The organism is Providencia rustigianii DSM 4541, assembly GCF_000156395.1.
Classification (GTDB): Bacteria; Pseudomonadota; Gammaproteobacteria; order Enterobacterales; family Enterobacteriaceae; genus Providencia; species Providencia rustigianii.
Genome location: NZ_GG703820.1, coordinates 107,305 through 128,524 on the forward strand (window position 1 = coordinate 107,305; position 21,220 = coordinate 128,524).

20 protein-coding genes are annotated in these 21,220 nt (G+C 41.9%); 10 read left to right on the forward strand and 10 right to left on the reverse strand.

The genetic code is table 11. The features are described 5' to 3' along the window. Nucleotides 1-223 precede the first annotated feature (223 nt). From PROVRUST_RS14875 to PROVRUST_RS14910, 8 genes are all read right to left on the reverse strand, one after another. Nucleotides 224-619: a hypothetical protein gene (locus tag PROVRUST_RS14875; protein WP_006815690.1), complete on the reverse strand. Its 396-nt coding sequence runs from the start codon at nucleotides 617-619 to the stop codon at nucleotides 224-226. Then, nucleotides 616-1,158: a LemA family protein gene (locus PROVRUST_RS14880; protein WP_006815691.1), complete on the reverse strand. Its 543-nt coding sequence runs from the start codon at nucleotides 1,156-1,158 to the stop codon at nucleotides 616-618. Before PROVRUST_RS14880 ends, PROVRUST_RS14875 begins: the two co-directional genes overlap by 4 nt. A gap of 1 nt (nucleotide 1,159) precedes the next feature. After that, complete coding sequence (locus PROVRUST_RS14885) at nucleotides 1,160-2,197, reverse strand: hypothetical protein (RefSeq protein WP_006815692.1); 1,038 nt, start codon at nucleotides 2,195-2,197, stop codon at nucleotides 1,160-1,162. 30 nt (nucleotides 2,198-2,227) lie between these two features. Beyond that, nucleotides 2,228-2,788 carry a LemA family protein gene (locus PROVRUST_RS14890; RefSeq protein ID WP_006815693.1) on the reverse strand — a complete coding sequence of 187 codons (561 nt, stop codon included), beginning with the start codon at nucleotides 2,786-2,788 and terminating at the stop codon, nucleotides 2,228-2,230. A 136-nt stretch (nucleotides 2,789-2,924) separates the two neighbouring features. Further along, a complete protein-coding gene (locus PROVRUST_RS14895) occupies nucleotides 2,925-3,737 on the reverse strand; it encodes a sulfite exporter TauE/SafE family protein (protein WP_006815694.1) in 813 nt (270 codons plus the stop codon). 37 nt (nucleotides 3,738-3,774) lie between these two features. Beyond that, nucleotides 3,775-4,440 carry a heme exporter protein CcmB gene (gene ccmB / locus PROVRUST_RS14900; protein ID WP_006815695.1) on the reverse strand — a complete coding sequence of 222 codons (666 nt, stop codon included), beginning with the start codon at nucleotides 4,438-4,440 and terminating at the stop codon, nucleotides 3,775-3,777. After that, nucleotides 4,440-5,057 carry a cytochrome c biogenesis heme-transporting ATPase CcmA gene (gene ccmA / locus PROVRUST_RS14905; RefSeq protein ID WP_006815696.1) on the reverse strand — a complete coding sequence of 206 codons (618 nt, stop codon included), beginning with the start codon at nucleotides 5,055-5,057 and terminating at the stop codon, nucleotides 4,440-4,442. The genes ccmB and ccmA overlap by 1 nt, the downstream gene beginning before the upstream one ends. 33 nt (nucleotides 5,058-5,090) lie before the next feature. Continuing rightward, entirely contained in the window at nucleotides 5,091-6,269 is a 1,179-nt protein-coding gene (locus tag PROVRUST_RS14910; protein ID WP_006815697.1) for an ion channel, read from the reverse strand. 340 nt (nucleotides 6,270-6,609) lie between these two features. On the opposite strand from PROVRUST_RS14910, the gene cptA reads away from it, so the two are divergent. Further along, nucleotides 6,610-8,319 carry a phosphoethanolamine transferase CptA gene (cptA, locus tag PROVRUST_RS14915; protein WP_006815698.1) on the forward strand — a complete coding sequence of 570 codons (1,710 nt, stop codon included), beginning with the start codon at nucleotides 6,610-6,612 and terminating at the stop codon, nucleotides 8,317-8,319. Nucleotides 8,320-8,377: 58 nt separating this feature from the next. Here the strand turns inward: cptA and PROVRUST_RS14920 are convergent, their stop codons facing one another. Beyond that, nucleotides 8,378-9,202: a LysR family transcriptional regulator gene (locus PROVRUST_RS14920; RefSeq protein WP_006815699.1), complete on the reverse strand. Its 825-nt coding sequence runs from the start codon at nucleotides 9,200-9,202 to the stop codon at nucleotides 8,378-8,380. A 95-nt stretch (nucleotides 9,203-9,297) separates the two neighbouring features. Here PROVRUST_RS14920 and PROVRUST_RS14925 point away from each other — a divergent pair, with 95 nt between their 5' ends. Both PROVRUST_RS14925 and PROVRUST_RS14930 read left to right on the forward strand, forming a co-directional pair. Then, complete coding sequence (locus tag PROVRUST_RS14925; protein WP_006815700.1) at nucleotides 9,298-10,035, forward strand: SDR family oxidoreductase; 738 nt, start codon at nucleotides 9,298-9,300, stop codon at nucleotides 10,033-10,035. 830 nt (nucleotides 10,036-10,865) lie between these two features. Then, nucleotides 10,866-12,875: a BCCT family transporter gene (locus PROVRUST_RS14930; protein WP_039855579.1), complete on the forward strand. Its 2,010-nt coding sequence runs from the start codon at nucleotides 10,866-10,868 to the stop codon at nucleotides 12,873-12,875. A gap of 56 nt (nucleotides 12,876-12,931) precedes the next feature. On the opposite strand, the gene hpaR is transcribed toward PROVRUST_RS14930, so the two are convergent. Further along, complete coding sequence (hpaR, locus tag PROVRUST_RS14935; protein ID WP_006815703.1) at nucleotides 12,932-13,384, reverse strand: homoprotocatechuate degradation operon regulator HpaR; 453 nt, start codon at nucleotides 13,382-13,384, stop codon at nucleotides 12,932-12,934. Between the two features lie 394 nt (nucleotides 13,385-13,778). Here hpaR and PROVRUST_RS14940 point away from each other — a divergent pair, with 394 nt between their 5' ends. The 7 genes from PROVRUST_RS14940 (at nucleotide 13,779) to PROVRUST_RS14970 (ending at nucleotide 21,039) form a co-directional block, all read left to right on the forward strand. After that, complete coding sequence (locus PROVRUST_RS14940; protein ID WP_006815704.1) at nucleotides 13,779-14,411, forward strand: fumarylacetoacetate hydrolase family protein; 633 nt, start codon at nucleotides 13,779-13,781, stop codon at nucleotides 14,409-14,411. Continuing rightward, a complete protein-coding gene (locus PROVRUST_RS14945) occupies nucleotides 14,411-15,178 on the forward strand; it encodes a fumarylacetoacetate hydrolase family protein (RefSeq protein WP_006815705.1) in 768 nt (255 codons plus the stop codon). The genes PROVRUST_RS14940 and PROVRUST_RS14945 overlap by 1 nt, the downstream gene beginning before the upstream one ends. Next, complete coding sequence (gene hpaE, locus PROVRUST_RS14950; protein ID WP_006815706.1) at nucleotides 15,178-16,644, forward strand: 5-carboxymethyl-2-hydroxymuconate semialdehyde dehydrogenase; 1,467 nt, start codon at nucleotides 15,178-15,180, stop codon at nucleotides 16,642-16,644. The genes PROVRUST_RS14945 and hpaE overlap by 1 nt, the downstream gene beginning before the upstream one ends. A 406-nt stretch (nucleotides 16,645-17,050) precedes the next feature. Continuing rightward, on the forward strand, nucleotides 17,051-17,932 hold the full coding sequence (gene hpaD, locus PROVRUST_RS14955) for a 3,4-dihydroxyphenylacetate 2,3-dioxygenase (protein ID WP_006815707.1): 882 nt from the start codon (nucleotides 17,051-17,053) through the stop codon (nucleotides 17,930-17,932). A 9-nt stretch (nucleotides 17,933-17,941) separates the two neighbouring features. Further along, a complete protein-coding gene (locus tag PROVRUST_RS14960) occupies nucleotides 17,942-18,325 on the forward strand; it encodes a 5-carboxymethyl-2-hydroxymuconate Delta-isomerase (protein WP_006815708.1) in 384 nt (127 codons plus the stop codon). A 24-nt stretch (nucleotides 18,326-18,349) separates the two neighbouring features. Next, entirely contained in the window at nucleotides 18,350-19,579 is a 1,230-nt protein-coding gene (locus tag PROVRUST_RS14965) for a Bcr/CflA family multidrug efflux MFS transporter (protein WP_154611252.1), read from the forward strand. Then, nucleotides 19,576-21,039 carry an NAD-dependent succinate-semialdehyde dehydrogenase gene (locus tag PROVRUST_RS14970; RefSeq protein WP_006815711.1) on the forward strand — a complete coding sequence of 488 codons (1,464 nt, stop codon included), beginning with the start codon at nucleotides 19,576-19,578 and terminating at the stop codon, nucleotides 21,037-21,039. The genes PROVRUST_RS14965 and PROVRUST_RS14970 overlap by 4 nt, the downstream gene beginning before the upstream one ends. The last annotated feature ends 181 nt before the right edge of the window (nucleotides 21,040-21,220 follow it).

A 21,220-nucleotide genomic window follows, 5' to 3' on the forward strand; every position in this document is an offset into this window, starting at 1 on the left:
ATTATCTTATGCAACCCTTTGTGGTGAGATATCGTAGGTCATATCATTTTTTCGAGCCGAACGCCCCCTTGAGGCAATCCCATAATATAAGAATTATCCTACGAGTTAACATATGGCTTATTGATTTAAGATATAAAAATATCTGCAAGTAATAATTCATCTTTAAAAATACGATATCTACAAATTTTATTCACCCTACCCTCAATACGGGTAAGCCATGAGATTACTTCGCTTTATTTTTTTTTGATTTTATTGAATTTTTTAACTCTTTACCTTCTAGACTTGAATTCCATATATCTATGTAATTTATATTTACTAGAAAAAATATAATGCAGCTAACCACTACCACCATCCAAATAAGTATCGCCTTTGGGATATCACTCAAACCAAACATCAATAGCATCGGGATCATCACGATCATACTGACAAACATCGAGCTCATCATACCGAATGCCACTGGTGCAATATAATTTTTCAGCCCAATAGCTCTCATAACCAAAGCAACGACAATACCGGCTGGGATCATGCCAAAGGTAGCGAACATGATCACCAACCCACCTTCCCCTCTGTAGAGCAGCCAATCGGTAAAACCAAATAAAGAAAAGGGGATTGTAATCATGACTTGAACTCCTGCTGAGGGTAGAGCAACGGAATATCGTTAAATCGGCACAGCACAGTAAAAATGACATTGGGGAAAATACGAATATCTGTATTGTATAACGTCACTGTTTGGTTAAAAAATTCACGACGATCTGCGATTTGATTTTCAATTTGTTTTGCTGTTGTTTGCAAAGCCAACAGCGCCTGTTTGCTAATTAACTGAGGATAATTCTCAGCAATGGCCAACATAGGTTTAAGACGTGAGTGTAACTGGTTTGCCGAATCAACTTTAATATCAAGTTGATTCGTTGATAAATATTGTTGGCGGCTTTCCAGTAACTCATTGATCAATACTTTTTCATGCGCCATTGCCACCCCAGCAACTACCGTCAATGATGGCATTAAGTCGGCTTGCTTTTTCAAGAGTACATCAATATTGGCAAACGCTTTGTCACAGTTATTTTTTAAGAAAATAATATTGTTATAGATCCCCACAATATAGCGGATCAAAATCATGCCAATGACGCCAATAAAAATCAAAAAAATAAGAGCGTTCATATTATTCGCTACCAAACAGGGAAATTTGATTAAAATGTAAAGTCAGGAAACCATCTTGATAACTGGAGGGGGTCATTAAAATAACTACAATCAAAATAGCCGCAATGATTGCTGTCATTCCTAGATTCTTACGCATGGGGGCGGTTTTATTCCAACGAGTGACATACTCTGACGGGGAAATACCTAATAATAAGTGCGGTGGTTTGCGGGTGATGATCCGTTGACCATTTTCACTGTCTACTGAGCCAATTAATAAATAGCTAACATTACCTTCAATTAAAATCTCTTTATAACGACGATTGCCTTGCTCAAAATCCATGTGTGGTGTTAAGCCTGCATGAACAAAATAATCAGGGTCACAAATGACTTTCGCCGAGCCTGTATCGTCTGTAATCGTAAAATCGTTCAAACTCACTTTGCTATCTTGGAGGGTATAACTTTTTTTGCCGTCTTTATCTTTCGATATGGAGTATTCATAATAAAAAGAACCATAACAGCTACGCTTACCTAAGCGACTTTTGATTTCAGTTCCTTGGGTTATTTGCCCTTCGACTTCCACTAATCCCATTGCCATTGAGCGAATTTTTGACGTCGCTAAACTCTTTTGAAATTTTAAAAATCGCTTTTTGGGCGTATTTTCAATTATATTGAAAATAAAAACTAGAACAAAAGCCCCAAAAAATATCCGCATATCAATAAAGAAGCCCACCGCTAAGCAGGTGGCCAATAACGAACCTACAATAACTTTTAACAGCGCTGTAAATTTAGATGAGCCTTCATTCTGTAGTCGTTGGTAACGCACATTAGCTTCACGACTTACTCTAACGATGACACGGATCACCACGAAAGAAATGATCAGAGCAATGCCTAAATAAACATATTTCTCATAATCACCTGCGGAGGGAGAAAGTTGCTCCCATGTTCCTACCGCAATACCCGCAAATGGGATAACGCCCCAATTTGTTCTTGGCTTTTTAGAGAGCTTTAGGTCTAAATAAAACAAAATAAAACCAAATACCGCACCGAGAATGTAATACATATTTACGCCTTACACCCTAAATTCATCACATTATTTGAATTGAATACCATCATATTTTTTTTCATCTTCTGAAATTTCAAGTAATGGTAATGAGGTAAAATTGAAAGCGTTCGCAATGAGGCTGTCAGGGAACATTTGAATGGCGGTATTATATTCTGTAGTAGCATCATTGAAGCCTTCACGGCGCTGGGCAATTTTATCTTCCACTTCACTGAGCGCGATTTGTAACTGAGTGAATTGCTCACCCGAAATCAATGTAGGATAGTTTTCCGCAACAGCAATCAACCCTTTTAGAGCACGCCCCATTTCGTTGGATGCCGCAATTTTTTCATTCACATCCTGAGCATTAAAATAGTGTTGGCGTGCATCACTCAATGACGTAAATAATGTTTTTTCATGTTCCATGGCTTTTTCAGCTACAGCCACTAATTGAGGAATTTGGTCTGCACGTTGTTTTAGAATAACGTCAATATTAGCGAACTGGTTACTGACTTGATTTTTCGCACTAATCAATCGGTTATAAATAGAAATTCCCCAACCAACAAAAATAACAATCAATACCAGCAGAATAACAATAACGGTGGTTGTCATAACGATACCTTTTATTAAGAATAATACATTTCCCTGTGATCTTAAGCCACGCTATATAAATAGGGTGTTTTATTCAATCGGAATAGTAGCAAATACGAAAAATCAGACGTGATTTATTTGAGATAGAAAAAAACAATTAAAAGAGATGGGGAATTCCGTTAACAACAACAAAGGAGATAAAAGAGTACAGGAGATATGCCGCCACCAGCATCACTAAAATACCAAATAGAATTTGGATCCGCAGTGCCGAGATATAATGAATCATGATGCGGCCGATAATCAAACCGACAACACAGGATAAAATAAACGTAGCACTAATATCGAGAGGATATTCGAAACCATTTAATAAATTAATTGTAATACTGATGCCACCAATCAGAAAAATAACCATCAATGATGTAGCAATGATACTTTTGATATTTAAGTTGGTTAGTTTTCTTAATGCGGGAACAATCACAAATCCCCCACCAACCCCTAAAAGTCCAGTCAGCAGCCCAGCAATAATCCCAACGCCCCCTAGAATAGACGCTGTTTTAAAATTCCAAATAAAGCGTCCTGTTTGCTGGTTTATTTTGCACAGGGCATTATCACTGTCACTCACTGACTTAAAAAGGGTCCGGTAAGCGACTACACACATCACCAAGCTAAAAGCCAATGTGAGCCATTGCGGCGAGATGATATTCGCTAAATACACCCCATATTTCGCACTGGGAATACTGACTAATGCAATCCAAATGGCTGCTTTATAACGAATATTACCCTGAATAAGACCTTGAACTACACCAACAAATGCCGCTAACGTTATCGCTAATAGTCCCACGGGAGCCGCTTGAGCAACGCTCCATCCTTGACTCGTCATCAGCGCAGGCACGGCCAAAATACCGCCTCCAGCTCCCGTTAAGCCAAGCAAACAGCCTATCAATAAACCTTCTACTATCAGGATTAACATCGTTATGCGCTTTCTATGTGTCTAAGAAACGGAGCAATTAACTATTACTCACATTAATCTTCAATGCAGCAGCAATTGCCAACGGTGAAAAGGTGATACTTGCGGCAAAAAGTGCGCCGAGAATGGCAAAATAACCGCCAAGTGGCATATTAAAACTGTAGGCCTCCATGGTTCCGGTAGCATATATCAACACAGGAATATAGAGAGGTAGGACTAATAGGCTGACAAGCACCCCGCCTTTTTTTAACGATACAGTCAATGCAGCGCCAATCGCGCCAATAAAACTTAATACCGGCGTTCCCAATAATAATGTCCCCGCTAACACCAACAAGGTATCCCCATCTATTGACAGCATGATGGCAGCAACAGGGGAAAGTAACACCAACGGCAATCCAGTCACTAACCAATGAGAAATCACCTTGGCCAGTACCGTAACAAAAAGTGGATGAGGAGCCAGTAATAGCTGCTCTAACGAGCCATCAAGATAATCATCTTTAAACAGACGCTCCAATGAAAGGAGCGAAGATAAAATCGCTGCAACCCAAAAAATCCCCACAGAAATACGCGCCAATAATTGAGGTTCAGGTCCGATGCTCAGCGGGAACAATGTAATCACGATCAAAAAAAACCATAGCGGGTTAACCAATTCAGAAAAACTTCTGAAGGCAATTTTGAGCTCTCTTTTAATTAATAACCCAAACATCACTCGTACCCGCCTGTCAGTTTTAATGTGCCAAAATGCCCAGACATTGCTTGGTGGGAGGTAAATAAAATCATGCCGCCCTGTTGAGCATGCTGGTGAAAACGCTCGGTTAAACGATTAACTCCCGCCACATCAATGGCAGTAAATGGCTCATCTAAAATCCATAAAGGCGCTTCACTTAGCCACAGTCTGGCAAGATTGACCCGCCGTTGTTGTCCCGCAGATAACTGCCCCACAGGAATATCTTCATACCCAATGAGTGAAACCTCCTCTAATGCGGCCCAGATTTTTTCGCCTTCAGAATCTTTGTGGTGCATCTGGTAATAGAATTTGAGGTTTTCATAGGGCGTTAGCAACGATTTTACGGCGGGCTTGTGCCCTAAGTAGAGTAGATGACGGGTAAATTCTTCTTTAAGCTTATCTATTGATTGATTTTCCCAGAGGATCTCGCCTTCATCAGGCTTTAATAACCCCGCCATCATTCGCAATAAGGTGGTTTTCCCCGCACCGTTAGGACCTTCAACTTGTAAAATCTGACTTGGCAAAACAGAGAAATCCAAATGCTGGAATAACGTTCTATTTTGTCGATGGCAAGTGATTTTCGCTGCACTCAGCATAAGTCAGATTTCCTTTTTACATCAATCTAATGGTTAGCTTTTGGTAATTTTATTCAGCAGCATATCACTGATACTGTCGTTAGAAATTGTTTCACCGCAAAGCACTTGCATCAAAACTTCAGAACCTAATGATGAGAGCGAAAACAGCATATCAGGATGAAGTAAACGAATTTTATCCATATTACTTTCTTGATTTACTAGCACCACGGTTTTCGTGTCACTTTTACTGTCCATTAATGATTTGACGCCCAATAAAGCAAATGTGCTCAGGGAGTCACTGTCCGTCATGATCAGGACACATTTGGCTTGTCTCACATTTGTTTCTGCCAACAATGCAGAATCTGTCGGATCTCCCGCCACAATATTGTCTTTTTCTGGGTAATGGCTACGGTGACTCTCTTGGCAAATGACAGCAACAGGCAATTCTCGCTTTTTCAGCGCTTGGTACAAGTTAACTGCCATCGGCGTGCTACCAATCACAACATAATGATTTTTCATATACGAAAACCTCTTCCGGACAATCTCTTTCGTCCCTTTAGCCAATACCCCAACCACATACACCACTGACGTGGTAAAGATCGTGATCCCTAAAATAATCACCGTAACCGTAAAAACACGTGCATCAACAGTGACAGGAACAATATCCCCAAACCCTACCGTCGTCATACACACTAATGCGAAGTAAAACGCGGTTGTGCCATCCTTCACCACAGGTAGAAATTCATTGCCAATATAGAGCGTGCCAAAAATTGAGTAGAGTAATAATGCGATAATACAGGTGACGGCAACAAACCCCGCACTGCTTAAGCTATGGTGTGGATACAGCTTCCAAAAAATAACCAGTGCCGCACATAAGCCAAGCGAGAAATAGCCTTGACGCACATGTTCTTCTGCAACTTTAAGATCAACAAACGCAATAATCGCGAGAAGTAATAATGCAAAAGCCCATGCAATACGCGCACCATTGATCATAAATAGCGATAGGAAAATTAAGGAAATGCCTAACAAAAAACGAGGAATATCCAATAGCTTCATAAAGCCTAAGGATTTTAACCATTCGGTAAAGCCACTCTGACGCCAATCGATATAGTCGGTATAAGCACTTAATATTGGTTTTAAAATCATGGCCCCATCAATAATGATGAGTACTGAAATTAGAATTCTCACGGCTAAAGAGGATTTCAAAAAAGCCACAAAGGAATTATCTAGCATCGTTTGAGTCACTCATCAATTAAACCGCCCATAAGTATTTTCTAGCACTTAGATTAACAAAGAATAATATCAATTCCATTGCTTATGCAATAAATGAAAAATCATCATCAAAAAACATCATTTTTCAGCGCATTATTGTCATATTTTATCCATCTTTACCAAATTAGAATGTCATTTAAAAAACATTTATAAATAATAAGTTAGATTAACTAACGTCATAGCCTTATCCATTTTTAAACTATTTTTGAACTTAAACTCGTCCTTTCTATCTAAAAAACGATTTTTAGACTATGTTTTGACTGTTACTTAACGAAACGAATAATTAAGAGCTAAAAAATTTATGGTTAATTCGATAAAAACAGGTAAGTTCAGCTGGTTATCCTTATTCTGGCTACTAATTTACTTCTGGTATTTTTCATCTCTATTACAACTCTATGTCGTGGTGACTGGGCAAAGTAACACCATCGGGTTAAGAGATTCTTTACTTTATAGCTCCTTATGGCTAGTTCCTGCCCTGTTTTTCCCGCGAAAAATTAAACTTGTAGCTGGGTTAATCGGGATTGTGCTTTGGCTTTCTTCCGTCATCGCTCTTGCCTACTTCGTGGTCTATGGGCATCAATTATCCCAAAGCGTGATGTTTGTGATGTTCGAAACCAACACCAACGAAGCAGGAGAGTTCCTCAAACAATATCTGAGCTTTAAGGTGGTTGCCGTCATCTTGGTTTACACCCTTGGCGCAATACTTTTATGGACCCGTTTAAAACCCGTCACGCTACCCGTGCCAGCCCGCGTGATTGTCTCTGCGTTAGTGTTGACTATCTTGTTTGGCGTTCCTTATTACAATAAAGCTATCAAACAGCAGCGCCCTTTCGAGAACGTAGTTTCTTACGTTAACAGTAAGCTCGCGTATGCCGCACCATGGCAGTTTGTGAGTGGTTACTTTCTTTATAAAAACCAACTCGCCAATATGGAAGAGTTGATTCGTGATAACAGCAAAATTCCACCACTTGAAAACTTTGTCGATGTGAATGGCAATACCCCAAGAACATTTGTTCTGGTCATCGGTGAATCCACCAGCCGTGACAGAATGAGTTTGTATGGTTATTCGCGCCCAACCACACCCGAATTGGATCAGTTAGAAAAAGAATATCCTGATAATCTAGCCGTGTTTAATGATGTGGTCACATCGCGCCCTTATACCATCGAAGCTTTACAACAAATCCTCACGTTTGCCTCGCAAACTGAGCCAGAACTCTTTAACTCTCGCCCTTCTATCATGAACATGATGAAGCAAGCGGGCTTTAAAACATTCTGGATCACCAACCAGCAAACGATGACTGAGCGTAATACCTTGCTGACCGCGTTTTCTCGTCAAACAGATAAGCAATATTATTTGAATAACGACATGGCTCAAAGCTCACGTATCTATGATGACGTGGTATTAGACCCATTTAAAGAAGCGCTTGCTGACCCGGCTGAGAAGAAATTTATTGTCGTGCACCTGCTAGGAACCCATATGCGTTACGAGTTCCGTTATCCTGAAAACAAAGCGATATTTAGCGATAAAAATAGCCCGGTACCTGCAAACTTAAAAGATGACCAAATCAAAGACTACAATGCTTACGACAATGCTCAACATTATAATGACTATGTCGTTTCTTCATTGATCAAAGATTTTGATGCATCGAAAGAAAATGGTTTCTTGGTCTTTTTCTCTGACCATGGCGAAGATGTCTACGACACGCCACCTCATGAGATGTTAGGCCGTAGTGAGGGCAAGCCAAGTAAGGTGATGTATAACATTCCGTTCTTTATTTGGCAGTCTCCAGAATGGCTGCAAAGTCATCAGTTTGATCTAAAAGATAAAGCCGACCGCCCATATAGCACTATGGATTTTATCTATACATGGTCTGACTTATCGGGTCTGAATTACACGGGATTTGAACCACAGAAAAGCTTGATTAATAAAGATTACCAGCCACAACCTCGCTGGATTGGTGATCCTGAAAATAAATCATCGCTGATGCTGTACGATGATCTAAAAAAATAGTTATTAATCCCACGTGCAAGTGAGTATTCACTTGCACGTTATTTATATGAATTTATTGCTACACACTTTTATTTAAAACACTCAATAATTGCGATACTCCATAATTTTCTAATGCTTGGATGGTATAGCAAATACCGATTCTATGAGGCAAAGGATAACTGGGCAGTTGTCGAGACGCTAAATGACAACGGGATTTAATCAGTAAAGATGGCGCTATCGTTAAGCCAAAACCCGCCTCAACGAGATCTAACGCTAAAGAAAATGACCCCGCATTGGTATTATTCCCACCCACTGATGAATCATAAAATAATTGAAACCGTTGGTGAAAATTGGATTCTGGGTACAAAATCCAATTCTGATTATAAAGATGCGCTAACGTTAATTCGTCTATTTGAGAGATAGGATGGTCAACGGGATAAGCAAGCGCATAAGTATCATCAAAAAGCGTAATAAATAATTCATCCTCGCAGCGTAAACTTTCACATCCTAAACGAATATTTCCCGTGCAACCTGGGTCTAACGTTAATTGAACATTGTCTAAATTATGTTGTATTGTCGCTAAAAGGTAGCTTAAGCAAGAGGATGGTATATCTTGTTCAATACCGATCGTTAACTCGGTTTGGCTTTGACGTTTTGAAAAACGCGAGGCAAGCACATCCATATCATTAATCATTCGACAAGCATGGGGGTACAACATCCGCGCATGCTCAGTGACATCCACGCCTCTAGGCTTACGGATAAACAGTTGCGTATCCAGTTCATCTTCAAGTGCTTTAATGGTTGAGGATAATGCAGGTTGTGTGACATGCAACAATTCAGCGGCATGTGTAATATTCCGCTCTTCAAATACACAAATAAATGCTCTCAGTTGTCGCTTATCCATAGATATTTTTTATGCCTGTAAGAAAAATAAACTATTTTTTTTCGTTTTAATTCGATTTTAAAGTATACACATCAATTATATCTATAGGTGAAAAAATGAACATGAATAATAGCAAACCCCTCGTCGTGATTACCGGTGCAAGTTCGGGTATTGGTCAAGCTACTGCAAAGTTACTTTCTGAGCGAGGTCACGCATTACTGTTATTAGCCCGTCGTGTTGAATTAATGGAAGCGCTTAATTTACCCAATACATTATGCCGAGCCGTTGATGTCACCGATCGTCAATCATTTCAAGCTGCGGTGAAAGAGGCTGAGCAACAATTTGGTCCCGTCGATGCCATCATCAATAATGCCGGTATTATGCTACTTGGTAATATTGAGAATCAAAATCCTGATGAATGGACACAAATGTTAGATGTGAATGTTAAGGGACTTTTGAATGGAATTCATGCCGTCACCGATGGCATGATTAAACGTAATGCAGGCACGATTATTAATATCAGTTCTGTCGCTGGGCGTAAAACATTCCCAAACCATGTAGCTTATGTGGGAACAAAATTTGCGGTACATGGGTTATCCGAAAACTTACGAGAGGAACTTTCTCCCCATAATGTCAGAGTTGTCGTCATTGCTCCCGGAGCTGTAGAGACTGAACTTTTAAGCCATACAACCAACAATGATATTAAAGCTGGTTACCAATCTTGGAAACAAGATATGGGTGGCAAAGTGTTATCTCCAGAAGATGTGGCAAATGCAATCCTATTTGCTTACTCCCAACCTCAAAGTGTGTGTATCCGTGAAATTGTTTTAGCGGCCACCCGTCAAAGCGCTTAAATTTTTTATTACTGAATAAATAAAAATAATCATGGCTAAAGGGAGTAAAATTATCCCTTTAGTCATGTTTCACTGAAGATAAAATAACATTTTCCTTTCTAAGAATTAATCAATTATACGTATCGAAATAAAAACCATTTTAATCACAAAAGTTATCTCGTTTATGAAGGCCTCGGCATTAAGAAAAATCATAGTGAAAACAAGGGACGTTTATATACTAACCACGATGAATAATCGTGTTTTTGAGAGCATCATTGAGCAATATGATGATGACGGCAAGTTAACTAAAAAAGGTGAGTGAGGAATGGTAAAATTCACCCTCTTGGTAGATCCTAATAAATCGCCTTATTTATCCCCCTAAACGATGGCAGATATTTACCTTCAACAACCTTTATAGATCGTTGAATTGTTATCAATTTTTACAGACATAACTGTGAATTTTACTTATCTGATTTACTTCATATTACCGACCTCAATATTTACTACATTTTTGTTGCAATCACATGATAAATAACATGATATTTTAACTTTAAATATATCCCCCTTTTCTCCTTGGGTTGATCATTGATGCCCATCATGGCAGTATAGCCCATCATTTTTTATCTATAATAAGAATATAAGGGAGATAACTTTCATAAATTTCAGTTGATAATTTAGTCAAAAACTAACATTTTCAGCGCCACGATTTGATGTATTTTATTGTGTTTTCTACCCCGTTTCTCACCAGAAACCCTTTCGCAATAACCTATTGTTTCATTCAGAAGGATAGATCGCCGTATACCTCTATGTGATTGGTATGCAAAAATAAAATAAAAACCAAGAAGGTCGTTATGAGTCAAAACGTTACTGAAACTAAAAAAGTACGTACAAAAATCAGTCCCCCGGTGTTTTATAGCTCAGCATTAATTATCCTACTTATCGTCGGTTTTGCTGCTCTAATGCCAGAAATGGCAGAATCCCATCTAAGTCATCTTCAAAAGAATCTATTTAACAACGCCAGTTGGTTCTATATTCTCGCTGTAGCAATCATTTTGCTGAGTGTGACTTATCTGGGACTCTCACGTTATGGACAAATAAAGCTCGGTCCGGATCACGCCCAACCTAATTTTAGCTATGTGTCATGGTTTGCCATGCTGTTCTCTGCCGGAATGGGCATTGGATTGATGTTCTTCGGAGTTGCAGAACCCGTCATGCATTACCTCAATCCTCCTGTGGGCACACCAGAGACCATTGAAGCGGCAAAAGAAGCCATGCGCCTCACATTCTTCCATTGGGGGTTACATGCTTGGGCGATCTACGCCATCGTCGCATTAATACTGGCATTTTTCAGCTACCGCCACGGATTACCGCTAACCTTGCGTTCGGCGCTCTACCCAATTATTGGTGACCGGATCTACGGCCCTATTGGTCATGCCGTCGATGTGTTTGCTGTAGTAGGAACTGTATTTGGTGTCGCCACTTCATTAGGTTTTGGGGTACTGCAAGTTAATGCGGGAATGAACCATCTGTTTGGCTTACCAGTAAATACGACAGTTCAAGTTGGCTTGATCATTACATTTACCGCCTTAGCTACCCTGTCAGTCGTTTCCGGTTTGGATAAAGGGATCCGCATTCTATCGGAGCTTAACCTTGGATTAGCATTCTTATTATTACTGCTTATTGTGATCTTAGGTCCTACCGTGTTGCTGCTAAAGTCATTCGTCGAGAATACGGGGGGATACCTTTCTGAGATTGTCAGTAAGACATTCAATCTATATGCCTACGAACCCAAATCGAGCGACTGGCTAGGGGGATGGACGCTACTGTATTGGGGATGGTGGTTATCATGGTCACCATTTGTCGGGATGTTTATCGCACGTATTTCCCGTGGTCGTACAATCCGAGAGTTTGTCACTGGCGTACTGTTTGTCCCAGCAGGTTTTACCCTAATGTGGATGACATTCTTTGGAAATACCGCAATTGATTTAATTAAAAATCAAGGTGCAACTCGCTTAGCCGAAACTGTTCAATCCAATGTCTCCCTCGCGCTATTTGAATTTTTAACTTACTTTCCATTCTCAACCGTACTGTCATTTTTTGCGATGTTGATGGTGGTGGTATTCTTCGTTACCTCCGCTGACTCAGGTGCAATGGTGGTTGATACTTTAGCTTCAGGCGGTGATTCCGATACCCCAATTTGGCAACGTATTTTCTGGGCTGGTTTAATGGGTGTTGTCGCCATCACTATGCTACTGGCTGGTGGTTTACAAGCACTGCAAACCTTAACCATTGCCAGCGCTCTGCCATTTGCTATCGTATTATTAATTTCTATTTATGGGTTATTTAAAGCGCTACGAGTCGATGCCTATAAACGAGATAGCCAGCAATTAGCCACCATCGCACCAACGGCTAGCCGTAATCCAATCCCATGGCAGCGCCGTTTGCGTAATATTGTCTATTTCCCGAAACGCGCACATGTAAAACGCTTTATGGACGAGTCCGTAAAACCATCGATGGAGATGGTGTCAGAGGAATTAGCCAAGCAAGGCACTGTTTGCCATATTCATACTGACAAAGATGACCGTATCGGCTTTGAGGTAGATTTAGGCGACGATATGAACTTTTTATACGAAGTTCGCCTACGTTACTACATTCAACCATCCTTTGCGTTATCTGGCATGGGTACGGAAAATGATGAAGAAAAAAGCGAAGAGCAGCGATATTATCGAGCTGAAATTCACTTGAAAGAAGGCGGGCAGGACTATGATGTGATGGGCTGGGCAAAAGAACAGATCATCCATGATATTCTTGACCAGTATGAAAAGCATATTCACTTCTTACATCTGCTTGGTAAACAATAGATAGAAAAAAGGGGTTGAGTGCTATGCACTCAACCCCTGAATATTCTCTTGAACAATTAACTTCTCTTCGTTCTATCCGCAATATTACTGTAATCTGGACTTTCCAACGCGATCAGCTCATCTAGCAACGCGGTCAATTGCTGCATTTTTTCTGGTGAGAAGGCTTGCTCAATTTTTTGATAACCTTCTTCAACTTCTTGACGCGCTTTATCATAAAGATCTTGCCCTGTCGGTGTCAGTGACACATACAGTTTACGCTGGTCATTCAACGGTTTTAAACGAAAGATCAATCCTTCACGTTCCATTCGCGTCAGAATACCGGTCAAGCTTGGGCGAAGAATACAGGTTTGTACTGATAGCTCATGAAAATCAATTGAACGCTTATCAGCCAAAACTCGAATAATACGCCATTGCTGTTCTGTCAAATTATATGACTTCAATATTGGTCGAAAGAATCCCATTGCGGTTTCTCTCGCCTGTAATAATGCAATTGTCAATGATTCATGCATAAGCTTAAAACTCACCACTCAATTTAACGTTATTAAACACTCATAAGAGAGTTTAATGAGCCTCCGTGCTAGTTACGACAAGTAACAAACACCCTTTATTATCTTAAGTGCAAGAGTAGCATGCAGCAATAATAATCTCAAAGAAAAACCCTAAAATATTAATGAGTAAATAAACTTATTTAAAAAATATAAGTTAATTTATTGTGAATTTTTAAAAACTAAAAAAATAATAACAACACTAATAACAGTGCGTTACACATGTGACCTTAGATAATGTTAATGAGATCACAATTAAAATTAACATTTATACAAACCTATTGCTAATTACAAATTTATACTTTATTAATATATTAATAATTATTCAAAAGTAGATTTCTTTAATAAGGAGTTGTCCATGAAAGGCACTGTATTTGCCGTTGCCCTCAACCACCAAAGCCAGCTTGACTATTGGCTCGAGGCCTTCCAGCAAGCCCCTTATAAAACCCCACCTAAAACACCTGTGTGGTTTATTAAACCGCGTAATACGCGAATTAATTCAGGGGACAACATTCTTCATCCAATGGGTGAAGAAGTGCAAAGTGGTGCCACATTGGCACTGGTGATTGGTAAAGATGCGCGCAAAGTTAGCAAGCAAAACGCGATGGAGTTTATCGCAGGCTTTGCGCTGGCAAATGAAGTCAGTCTACCGGAAGACACTTTTTATCGTCCTGCCATTAAATCCAAATGCCGTGATAGCTTCTGCCCGATTGGCGAAATGGTAAACACTGATTTATCCGCGCCTATCGACATCATTACGCTTGTCAATGGCAAAGAAGTCGACAGATGGTCAACCAAAGATTTAGTGCGAGATGCCTGCGATTTAGTTGCTGCACTGAGTGACTTTGCGACCCTAAAGCAAGGAGATGTCATTTTGTTGGGTACCCCTCATCAACGAGCCACCATTAAACCCGGCGATAAAGTGGAGATCCAAGCAGAAGGCTTCCCTAGCCTGAAAAACACGGTCGTTGCGGCAGGAGGACAACAATAATGAAACACGCCAAAATTCGTTATCAAGGTATCGAATATTCTGTCACTGTCGGTGACAACGAAGAAATAAAATTGCCTTCTGGAGACATTATTTCAGGGGCTTCTGCTGATGTTGAGTGGCTGCCACCCGCGCAAGGAACGTTATTCGCACTTGGGCTGAACTATGCTGACCACGCAGCAGAATTAGAATTTAAGCCACCTGAAGAGCCACTGGTTTTTATCAAAGCAGAAAACAGCCTAACAGGTCACCGCCAAGTTTCTGTACGCCCAGATAATGTGGAATATATGCATTATGAATCTGAGCTGGTAGTCATTATTGGTAAAAACGCGCGCAACGTATCTCCAGAAGATGCGATGGACTATGTAGCAGGCTATACCGTGTGTAACGACTACGCTATCCGTGACTATTTAGAGAATTACTACCGTCCAAACCTGCGCGTAAAAAGCCGCGATACACTGACGCCAATCGGCCCTTGGATGGTGGACAAGTCCGATATTAAAGATCCACATAATCTGGCGCTGTACACCTACGTAAATGGTGAATTACGTCAAAAAGGCACGACTGCGGATCTGATTTTCAATATCCCATTTTTAATTTCCTATCTGAGTGAGTTTATGACTCTGCAACCGGGGGACATGATCGCAACCGGTACGCCTAAAGGGCTATCCGATGTGGTTCCGGGTGATGAAGTGATCGTGGAAGTTGAAGGTGTGGGCAGGCTGATCAATACCATCATCAGCGAAAAAGAGTATGAGGAGCGAGTGTGATGACTAAGATTAATCATTGGATCAATGGCAAAAACGTTGAAAGCAAAGAATATTTTGAAACCACTAATCCAGCGACGGGTGAAGTTTTAGCCGAAGTCGCCTCAGGGGGTCAAAACGAGATCAATCAAGCGGTTGCTGCGGCAAAAGAGGCGTTTCCTAAGTGGGCAAACACCCCAATGAAAGAACGCGCTCGCTTGATGCGCCGTTTGGGTGAGTTGATCGACGAAAACGTGCCACAAATTGCACAAATGGAAACCCAAGATACCGGTTTACCGATCCACCAAACTAAAAATGTGTTGATCCCACGCGCATCCCATAACTTTGAATTTTTTGCTGAAATCTGCCAACAAATGAATGGTCGTACCTATCCGGTTGACGACAAAATGATGAACTACACCCTGATCCAGCCTGTGGGTGTCTGCGGGTTAATTTCTCCGTGGAACGTACCCTTTATGACAGCGACATGGAAAACGGCCCCCTGCTTAGCATTGGGTAACACTGCCGTTCTGAAAATGTCTGAACTATCTCCATTGTCTGCCAACCGTTTAGGTGAATTAGCCCTTGAAGCCGGAATTCCAGCGGGTGTTTTGAACGTGGTTCAAGGCTATGGTGCCACAGCCGGTGATGCGTTAGTAAAACACCAAGATGTGCGCGCAGTGTCATTTACAGGTGGCACCGCGACGGGTCGAGCCATCATGCAAAATGCGGGTCTGAAAAAATATTCAATGGAATTAGGGGGAAAATCCCCAGTTCTCATTTTTGAAGATGCGGATATTGAACGTGCCATGGATGCCGCCCTATTCACCATTTTCTCTATCAATGGTGAGCGTTGTACTGCGGGCTCACGTATTTTCATTCAAGAAAGTATCTACCCTGAATTTGTAAAACGCTTTGCTGAACGAGCAAATCGTCTGATCGTCGGCGACCCGATGGATCCGAAAACTCAAGTGGGCGCATTGATCAGCCAGCAGCACTGGAACAAAGTTTCCGGTTATATCCGCATTGGTATGGAAGAAGGCGCAACCTTGTTAGCAGGTGGTCCAGATAAACCAACGGATCTACCTGCTCATCTGAAAAATGGTCATTTCCTACGTCCAACCGTTCTGGCTGATGTCGACAACCGTATGCGTGTAGCACAAGAAGAGATCTTTGGGCCTGTCGCTTGCTTGATCCCATTCAAGACAGAGGAAGACGGTCTGCGTATGGCAAATGACATTGAATACGGTCTAGCTTCATATATCTGGACTCAAGATGTCAGCAAGATCCTGCGTCTTTCACGCAATATCGAAGCGGGCATGGTATTCGTTAACACCCAAAACGTTCGTGACTTACGCCAACCATTCGGCGGCGTAAAAGCCTCCGGCGTCGGCCGTGAAGGTGGCGAGTACAGCTTTGAAGTTTTCGCCGAAATGAAGAACGTTTGCATCTCCTACGGCGACCACAACATCCCACGCTGGGGTGTGTAAGCTTACAACGCTTTGTGCTGGAAACCTTATATTCCAGCACTTTCCGCTGAGTTCTATTGATACTCAGCATCGTTAAAACTGATAAACCAAGTCACTTCAGGTTGTTAGAAGAGCCACAACTTAGGCAGACTCAATGTCTTACCCTTAAGCAAAACGGCAAACGATGGCATCTAGAGAAGCATACACAGTAAAAAGCAAAATGATTCCGTAGCAAGCTACACCATTTTTTATTCTAAGTAATTTTGAATCAATGATAATTAATTCAGCTACTTATTCTAAATAATTCGCGGTGTAGCAAGGCGGCAAACGATGGCATCTCGGGAAGCATACATAAGTATGTGACCCGAGTGACAGAGTAAAGCCAACACAGCTACAACGTGAAGTATGACGAATAAGGGGAAATAAAATGGGTAAACTGGCTTTGACGGCAAAAATAACACACGTCCCATCAATGTACCTATCTGAACTGCCGGGTAAAAACCACGGTTGTCGCCAATCCGCCATTGACGGTCACAAAGAAATTAGCCGTCGTTGTCGTGAATTGGGTGTCGATACCATTATCGTTTTTGATACCCACTGGCTGGTCAACAGTGCCTATCACATTAACTGCGCCGATCACTTTAAAGGCATCTATACCAGTAACGAGCTCCCGCATTTCATTCGCGATATGGAATATGAATATGACGGTAACTCTGAACTCGGCCGGATGATTGGTGAGGAAGCTCGTAAGTTAGGCGTCCGTGCTCAATCTCATGAAATTCCGAGCTTAACTCTAGAATACGCGACACTCGTACCCATGCGTTATATGAATAGCGACCGCCATTTTAAAGTGATTTCTATTTCTGCTTTCTGTACTTCTCACAGCTTTGAAGATAGTCGCAAGCTGGGTGAAGCCGTACTGACCGCCATTGAAAAATACGATGGAACAGTGGCGGTGCTGGCAAGTGGTTCACTGTCTCACCGATTTATTGATGACCAACTGGCTGAAAACGGGATGAATAGCTATACCCGCGAATTCGATGAACAAATGGATAAACGTGTCGTAAAACTGTGGCGCGAAGGTCGGTTTGCTGAGTTCTGCAAAATGCTGCCTGAATATGCGGATTACTGCTACGGCGAAGGTCACATGCATGACACAGTGATGTTATTAGGCCTATTAGGCTGGGATAAATATGACCAGAAAGTCGAAGTATTGACTGATCTGTTTGCAAGCTCCGGTACAGGGCAAATCAACGCCATTTTCCCTCTGCCAAGTTTTATTACTGACAAGCAAGCAGCACAAGCTTAAGGGATACCTATGCCACACTTTTATGCAGAATGTACCGATAATATTCGTGAAGAAGCCGCTCTACCAGAGCTGTTTTCCAAAGTAAATAGCGCATTGGCAGGAACCGGTATTTTTCCTTTAGCGGGTGTACGTAGCCGCGCTATTTGGCTCGATACTTGGCAAATGGCTGATGGTAAACACGATTACGCATTTGTGCATATGACGTTAAAAATCGGCGCAGGTCGCTCCCTTGAAGATCGCCAAAAAACGGGGGAAATGCTATTTGACCTGATCAAAGCACACTTTGCAGATTTGATGGCAAAACGTTATTTAGCACTCTCTTTCACCATGGAAGAGCTGGACCCCGTTTTGAACTACAAGCAGAACAACGTTCACGCGTTGTTTAAGTCTTAATCATAGATGTCGATAGGGGGTAATATGCCAACTTCATTTACCAACAGACCGATACCGCGCTGGCTAATCCCATTATTAGGATCGCTGGTCGCATTTGGTCCCCTATCGATTGACATGTACCTTCCCGCCTTACCACAAATGGGGCTAGAGCTGAATGCAACGCAAGGACAAATGCAATATACCCTTGGTGCATTCTTTGGTGGTTTCTGCGTTGGTATGCTGTTTTATGGCCCTCTCAGCGATCTATTGGGGCGCCGTAAAATGTTATTAAGTGGGCTGGTGATTTTTACCCTCGCTAGCCTGTTATGCGCCCAAGCCACCAGCTCAGAAGCCTTAATTACCTTTAGGGCATTACAAGCCTTCGGGAGTGGAGCCGCTATTGTGATGGCTCGTGCGATTGCCCGTGACGTATATCCATCCAATGAATTACCAAAAGTCCTGTCATTAATGACGCTAGTGACCATGATAGCTCCGCTACTGGCGCCATTGCTGGGGGGATTCTTATTAATTCACTACCAATGGCAAGCTATTTTCTATCTGTTAGCCGCAGTAGGTTTATGTTCTGTCACCGCTATTTTCGTATTATTACCAGAAACATTGCCTCACCAACGAGAATCAAAAAATTTACTGAGCGTGGCATTTCGTAACTATGGACAGGTGCTTACAGACCGAGAAGCACTGAGCATTATTGGCACTATGGCATTCTCGTTTTCTGGAATGTTTGCCTTTATCAGTGGTTCGCCGTTTGTGTACATCAACTACTTTGGGGTTTCCGAGCAATATTACGGGCTGCTATTTGGGTGTAATATTTTGGGTATGATCGCCATGCTGCTGCTGAATGTGAAATTACTCAAAGTGTATAGTTTGCCGCGCCTACTTGGCATGCAAAGTGGTATTCAATTGATTTTTGGCGTGTTGTTACTCACATTCTATCAACAAAGCCTACCAATTATTGTTATCCTAGTGGTTCTGTTCTTATCGATGGTCAATGCTATCGGCACCAACAGTTTGTCACTGTTACTGCAACATCGTGGAAAAATTGCTGGCAGCGCAAGTGCGCTCGCTATCTCAATTCAATTTGCATTGGCTGCCCTAGCCAGTGTTGCAGTCTCCATACTACAAGATGAATCCCCATTTGCTATGGCACTCGTGATGGCGATTTGTGCCGGACTCAGTTTCGCAAGCCAACGTTTGTCAGCTAAGAATGTCCGCACACAAGTTCACTCAGTGTCTTCGGAGAACAACGAAAAATGAGTTTAAATACCAATTCTAAATTATTCCGCCAACAGGCTTACATTAATGGTCAATGGATTGATGCCAAAGATAACAGCCAGTTTGATGTAACTAACCCCGCAAATGGTGAAGTGATTGCTCGCGTCAGTAATGTGGGTGCATTAGAAACTCAACAAGCCATTGAAGCCGCAGAAAAAGCCCTGCCAGCATGGCGGGCTAAAAGCGCTAAAGAACGCAGCCAGATTTTAAATAAATGGTTCCGTTTAATGATGGAAAACCAAAAAGAGCTTGCGCTAATTCTCAGCACCGAACAAGGTAAATCCATTAACGAGTCCATGGGTGAAATTGCCTATGGAGCAAGCTTTATCGAGTGGTTTGCAGAAGAAGGTAAACGCACTTACGGTGAAACTATTCCTTCACCACTACCGGGTCGCCGTTTAGTGACTATCAAACAGCCTGTTGGCGTTGTCGCAGCCATCACCCCTTGGAATTTCCCCAATGCGATGATCACTCGCAAAGTGGGTCCTGCACTGGCTGCCGGCTGTACCATGGTATTAAAGCCGGCGGCAGAAACCCCATTATCCGCCCTCGCCTTAGCGGCTCTGGGTGAAGAAGCGGGTATTCCTGCTGGCGTGTTCAACATCGTTCCAGGTACCGATGCCAAAGCGATTGGTGCGGTTATGACTTCAAGCCCAATTGTTCGCAAACTGACCTTCACCGGTTCGACCCGCGTGGGTAAATTACTGATGGCACAATGTGCCGATACCGTGAAAAAAATGTCACTGGAATTAGGCGGTAACGCGCCATTTATCGTATTTGACGATGCCGATTTAGACGCTGCAGTTCAAGGGGCTTTAGCGGCTAAATTCCGCAATAGCGGGCAAACTTGTGTGTGTGCAAACCGTATTCTTGTTCAAGAAGGGGTTTACGATGAGTTCGCCTCTCGCCTCGCAAAAGCGGTCAGCGCATTAAAAATTGGTCCAGCGACTCAATCTGATTCTGAACAAGGTCCGCTGATCAACCAAGCTGCTATTGATAAAGTTTCTGAGCATATTGCAGATGCTGTCGCCAAAGGTGCCACCGTTGCAACGGGTGGAAAACCAGCAACTTTAGGCGGTCTGTTCTTTGAACCAACGGTATTGGTCAACGTGACTGAATCCATGAAAGTTGCCAAAGAAGAAACGTTCGGACCATTAGCGCCACTGTTTAAATTCCGCGATGAACAAGAAGCTATCAACCTCGCCAATGACACTGAATTTGGTTTGGCATCCTATTTCTATTCACGGGATATCGGGCGCATTTACCGCGTTGCTGAAGCCTTAGAAAGCGGAATGGTCGGTATTAACGAAGGTATTATTTCAAACGAAGTCGCTCCATTTGGCGGCATTAAGCAATCTGGGCTGGGACGTGAAGGTTCACGCTACGGAATTGAAGATTATCTGGAAGTGAAATATCTCTGCTTCGGTGGGTTATCTAACTAGAAAGAAACATTAGCTGGCGGTCTTAGCTTTTAAAATCTTAGCTCTAAATAATTCGAGTTAGAACAAGGCAGCAAATGAGGCTAATCCCTAGGAGCATACAGGAGTATGTGACTAGGGTTAGCGAATGAAGCTAACGTAGTTATAGCTCGAAGCATGGCGAGCTTAGATAAAAAAGGAAAAA